The sequence below is a fragment of the Rathayibacter rubneri genome, from assembly GCF_023743255.1.
GTDB classification, from domain to species: domain Bacteria; phylum Actinomycetota; class Actinomycetes; order Actinomycetales; family Microbacteriaceae; genus Rathayibacter; species Rathayibacter rubneri.
Genome location: NZ_JAMRYM010000157.1, coordinates 1 through 4,878, shown reverse-complemented (window position 1 = coordinate 4,878; position 4,878 = coordinate 1). Strand labels below are relative to the sequence as shown.

The window sequence follows — 4,878 nt, the reverse complement described above, 5'->3', positions numbered from 1 at the left end:
GTCCTGCCGCGGTCCGCGACGATTCGCGGACCGCGGCAGGACCTGCGCCCCCTCCACCTGCTGGTCGAGCAACTGCCGCAGGCCCTCCTGCTGGTCGAGCGGCGGCCGCAGGCCCTCCTGCTGGTCGAGTAGCGGCCGCAGGCCGCGTATCGAGACCCCCGTGCCCAGGCCGCGCGGATCTCGATACGGCCGCTCCGCGGCCTACTCGATAAGCAAGTGGGAGCGCCGCTGGCCGCTGCTCGAGCCACCGCCGTGACGCCCCGGACCCTCGTCGTCCCTCCGCCCGCCGCGCGGAGTTTATCCAGCACTCGAATCAATTCGACTAGGCTTCGAGCATGACAGAGATCACCCCCGAGCTCCGGGTCGGCGTCGTCGGCCTCGGCTTCGCCGGCACCACCCATCTCGACGCCTTCCAGGCCCTGCCGGGGGCGCGGGTCGTCGCCCTCGCCGGTCAGGAGGAGGCGCGCCTGCGCGAACTCGGCGCGACGCGCGACGTCCCCGACCTCTACTCCGACTGGGAGGACCTCGTCGCCCGCGACGACCTCGACGTCGTCTCGATCGGCGTGCCGAACCACCTGCACCACCCCATCGCGGTGGCCGCGCTCGAGAGCGGCAAGCACGTCTTCTGCGAGAAGCCGCTCGCGACCACCGCCGACCTCGCCGCCGAGATGGTCGAGGCCGCGCGGGCGGCCGACCGCGTGCTCGAGATCGCCTACAACCACCGCCGCCGCGCGGATGTCGCCTACCTGCGCCGCTACCTCGACGACGCTCCGCTCGGCGACGTCTACCACGCGCGCGCCAGCTGGCAGCGGCGCACCGGCATCCCGGGCATCGGCTCCTGGTTCACGAGCAAGGCCCTGGCCGGCGGCGGTCCGCTGATCGACCTCGGCTCGCACGTCCTCGACATCGCCCTGCACCTGCTCGACGAGCCGCGCGTCACCAGCGTCTCGGCCGTCGCGTACGGCGAGATCGGGCGCTCCGGACGCGGCGGCCGCCCGTACGGTGTCGCCGCGACCGGCACCCACGCCTTCGAGGTGGAGGACTTCTCGAGCGCGCTCCTGCGCCTGGACAACGGACGCAGCCTCCAGCTCGACGCGTCCTGGGCCAGCTACTCCAAGGTCGACGAGGACATCGAGGTCGAGCTCCTCGGATCCGCGGGCGGCGCCCGCCTGCACGTCGCCGACTACGCGACCGAGGGCACCGTCACGCTCTACTCCGAAGTCGCCGGCGCCCCCACCACCTCGCGCCCCAGCATCCCGGTGCCGTCGGGCCACCACCGCTCGGTGATCGCCGAGTTCCTCGACGCGATCGCCGCGGGAGCCGACGCCGCGGCCGGCGAGCCCCGCTACTCCGGCCACTACGGCGAGTACGCGCTGCACCGCAGTCGCGTGATCGACGCGATCTACCGCTCGGCCGCCGAGAAGAAGGAGGTGGAGGTCGCGTGAGCGCTCTCGAGACGACGACCGCGAACGCCCCGACCGGTCCCGTCGAGGTCCTGGTCTGGAACGAGTTCCGCCACGAGACCCGCGGCGACGAGACGGTCATGAAGCACTACCCCGAGGGCATCCACCGCGTGATCGCCGACGGCCTCGCCGAGTCGCTCGGCGACGCGGTCGCGGTGCGCACCGCGACGCTCCCCGAGCCCGAGCACGGACTGAGCGAGGAGGCGCTCGCCCGCACCGACGTGCTGCTGTGGTGGGGGCACATCGCCCATGGCGAGGTGTCGGACGAGGTGGTGCAGCGCGTACTGCGGCACGTGCAGGAGGGGATGGGGATCCTGGTGCTGCACTCCGGCCACTACTCCAAGATCTTCCAGGCGCTGATGGGCACGACGTGCTCGCTGAAGTGGCGCAACGACCAGGACCGCGAGCTGGTCTGGACCATCGCGCCGACGCATCCGATCGCGCAGGGCGTTCCGAGCCCCATCGTGATCCCGCAGCAGGAGATGTACGGCGAGTACTTCGACATCCCTGTTCCGGAGGAGACGGTGTTCCTCTCGACGTTCACCGGCGGCGAGGTGTTCCGCTCGGGAGTCACCTACACGCGAGGTCTCGGGAAGGTGTTCTACTTCTCGCCCGGCGACCAGGACTACCCCGTCTACCACCACCCCGACATCAAGCGGGTGCTGGCGAACGCGGTCCGCTGGGCGCGTCCGACCCGGGTGCGCACGCCGCTGACGGCCGACCACCACCCCCGGGGCTGGTTCGAGGGCTGACGCCTCCTGCTGATCGAGTAGCCCTCGCAGAGGGCGTATCGAGATCCACGCTCGCCCGGAGTGACGCCCGTCCGACGTCGCTTCTGACGACGTGGGTCTCGATACGCCCCTTCGGGGCTACTCGACCAGCAGGGGAAGGGGACGCTTGCGGCAGTGCGCGGGTGGTCCGCTCAGTCGCCCACCCGCCCGCGCCGCCGCTCCACGGCGCTCAGCACCACGAAGCCCACGGCACCGACAACGAGCGCGGTGATCGGCGTGCGGAGCGACACCGCCGGCAGCAGCAGCGCGGTGCGGAACACCTGCTGCCCGTAGTCGAGCATCTCGAGCGGGTACTGCGCGAGCACCCGCGAGCCGGCCGCCGCCGAGACCGCCGTGAAGAGCGTCGGCCCGATCCAGAGGGCGGCCAGGCTCACCGCCCACGCGGCGACCCGGCCGACGGACGTGAGACCGCACCACGCCAGACCCAGGCCGGCCAGGATCCCGGGCAGCCACTGCACCAGGTCGAGCAGCGTCAGGTCCACGCCGGTGCCTCCCGAGCTGAGCGGAGCGACGAGACCGGTGACCCAGCTCCCCGCCGCCACCGCCGCGAGCGAGATCCCGATCGCGGCTCCGGGGCGCGGTGCCGTGGCGATCAGCAGCAGCACGACCGCGCCGACGGCGATCGCGGCGACCGAGCCGCTGACCAGGGCGGCCAGGTAGACGTCCGAGGCCGTCCCCTCCGCGAGCCCGCCCGCGACCACGAGCGCGGTCTGCACGAGCGCGATCAGCTGCACGACGGCGACGCCGAGCGCGGCGGCTCCCGGATGCACCCCGCGCGCCCGTCCGAGGCGCGCGGCGAGACCGGCGAGCGCCCATCCGGTCACGAGCACCGCGACGATCAGCGTCAGCGCGTACTGGCTGAACGGCAGGAGCGCGAACGGCATCGCCGTGGTGTCGGTCCCCCAGAGGTTCTGCAGCGGCAGGCGCATGCCGGTGACGACCCAGGGGAGCAGGCCGAGCACGGCGGCGACCGCGCCGACTCCGATGCTCGGCAGGACGCGGCGCGGTGGGATCGGATCGGTGTCGGTCACCCGTCCATCCTCCGCGAGGCGGGAGCGATCCGGGGCGGTCCGCCCCGGTCCTGTCGCGACTCGGCGCCCTAGAGTGCGACCGTGACCGATCTGCTCGATCTCGAGGCCCGCGATCCCGACGCCGTGCTGCGCTACGGAGCCGCGCCGCAGCAGATCGCCGACCGCTACCGGCCGACGGCTCCCGAGCACGGCACCGTCGTCCTGGTGCACGGCGGATTCTGGCGCGCCCGCTGGGACCGCACCCACCTGCGTCCGCTCGCCGCAGCGCTCGCCGACCGCGGTCACGACGTGCTGCTGCCGGAGTACCGGCGCGTCGGCGATCCCGGAGGAGGCTGGCCGGGCACGGGCGACGACGTGCGCGCGCTCCTCGCGGCGCTGCCCGTCCTGCTCGGCGGCGACCCGAGGGTCGTCCTCGTCGGACACTCCGCCGGCGGGCAGCTCGCCGTGTGGTCGCAGGCCGCGCATCCCTCGCCGTTCGTCCGCGCCGTGGTGGCGCTCGCCGGAGTCGTCGACCTGCAGGCCGCCGCCGATCGGCACCTCAGCGACGACGCCGTGGGCGAGCTCCTCGGCGCAGAGCCGCTCGCGGCGGCCGACCCGCTGCGGCTGCCGACCCCGTCGGTGCCGGTGGTGCTCGTGCACGGCGACGCCGACTCCGATGTGCCGATCGCGCTCAGCCGCGCCTACGCCGCGAGGCACCCCGAGGTGCGCCTGCTCGAGCTGCCCGGAGCCGAGCACTTCGACCTCGTCGACCCGCGCGCGCCGGCCTTCGAGACGCTCCTCGCGCTCCTGCGCTGAGCGCGCGACGCCGGTCCGGACCGCGACAGGCCGTCCGAGGCGCACCGGAGTGGCGACTCGCGAGAGCGACTCGGGGCTACAGCGCCGGCGGGTACAGGAAGAGCGGCACCTGCGCCGTCGGGAACGTGCGCGTCACGTAGCTGTGCCGGCCGCCGTAGTTGTACTCCTCGAGCAGCACGGTGCCGTCGTCGTTCACCTTCTGCACGTACGAGACGTGGTTGTAGGTCCACCACGCGACGCAGCCCGCGATCGGCACGCTGCTCGTGGCCCAGCCCTTGGCGGCCCAGTTGTCGGGCCACTCCCACGCGCTGCCGCCCATCGGCGTGATGTTCCCCCACGTGTACGTCCACGGGGCCGCGGTCGCGCCGGCGTCCCGGTTGAGGCGCCAGGCGACGAAGTCGACGCACTCGCGGTAGTAGTAGCCCAGCGGAGAGAGTCCGCCGCCGTCGTCGTCGATCGTCTCGTACGGCCACGGGTAGTCGTCGCCGACGGCGCGCGTCTGCACCGTGGTGAACTCGCCGCCGTTCGAGCTCGAGAGCACGGCCGCCTGGCGGCTCGCCTCGTCCAGCTGCGCCTGGGTCGGTGCGGCGAACGCGTCGCGCACCGCGGTCTGGCCGGCCGCCTCGGAGGAGACGGTGAGGTTCTGCAGGCCCGTCCGGTCCGCGACGGTACCGCCTCCGGCGGCCGCACCCGTCGATCGGGCGCCGTAGGCGGGGATCGCCGTGGTGGCGACGAGGCCGCCGACGATCGAGAAGGTCGCGAATCCGAGCGCGCGCCGGCTGAGCGAGGGGGTGCTGG

General features: G+C 73.3%; 5 protein-coding genes. 3 read left to right on the top strand and 2 right to left on the bottom strand.

Annotated elements, in window-relative coordinates; translation table 11 throughout:
* The first annotated feature begins 335 nt into the window (after positions 1-335).
* Positions 336-1,445: a Gfo/Idh/MocA family protein gene (locus NB037_RS18660; RefSeq protein WP_251948443.1), complete on the top strand. Its 1,110-nt coding sequence runs from the start codon at positions 336-338 to the stop codon at positions 1,443-1,445.
* On the top strand, positions 1,442-2,215 hold the full coding sequence (locus NB037_RS18655; RefSeq protein ID WP_308202092.1) for a ThuA domain-containing protein: 774 nt from the start codon (positions 1,442-1,444) through the stop codon (positions 2,213-2,215). The genes NB037_RS18660 and NB037_RS18655 overlap by 4 nt, the downstream gene beginning before the upstream one ends.
* Positions 2,216-2,385: 170 nt before the next feature.
* Here the strand turns inward: NB037_RS18655 and NB037_RS18650 are convergent, their stop codons facing one another.
* Complete coding sequence (locus NB037_RS18650) at positions 2,386-3,285, bottom strand: hypothetical protein (RefSeq protein WP_251948441.1); 900 nt, start codon at positions 3,283-3,285, stop codon at positions 2,386-2,388.
* Positions 3,286-3,366: 81 nt separating this feature from the next.
* On the opposite strand from NB037_RS18650, the gene NB037_RS18645 reads away from it, so the two are divergent.
* Positions 3,367-4,080 (top strand): alpha/beta hydrolase family protein, encoded by a 714-nt coding sequence (locus NB037_RS18645; RefSeq protein ID WP_251948439.1) that lies wholly within the window; start codon positions 3,367-3,369, stop codon positions 4,078-4,080.
* Positions 4,081-4,156: 76 nt separating this feature from the next.
* On the opposite strand, the gene NB037_RS18640 is transcribed toward NB037_RS18645, so the two are convergent.
* Positions 4,157-4,878 (bottom strand): CHAP domain-containing protein (locus NB037_RS18640; RefSeq protein WP_251948437.1); only part of this gene is annotated, 722 nt, incomplete at its 5' end.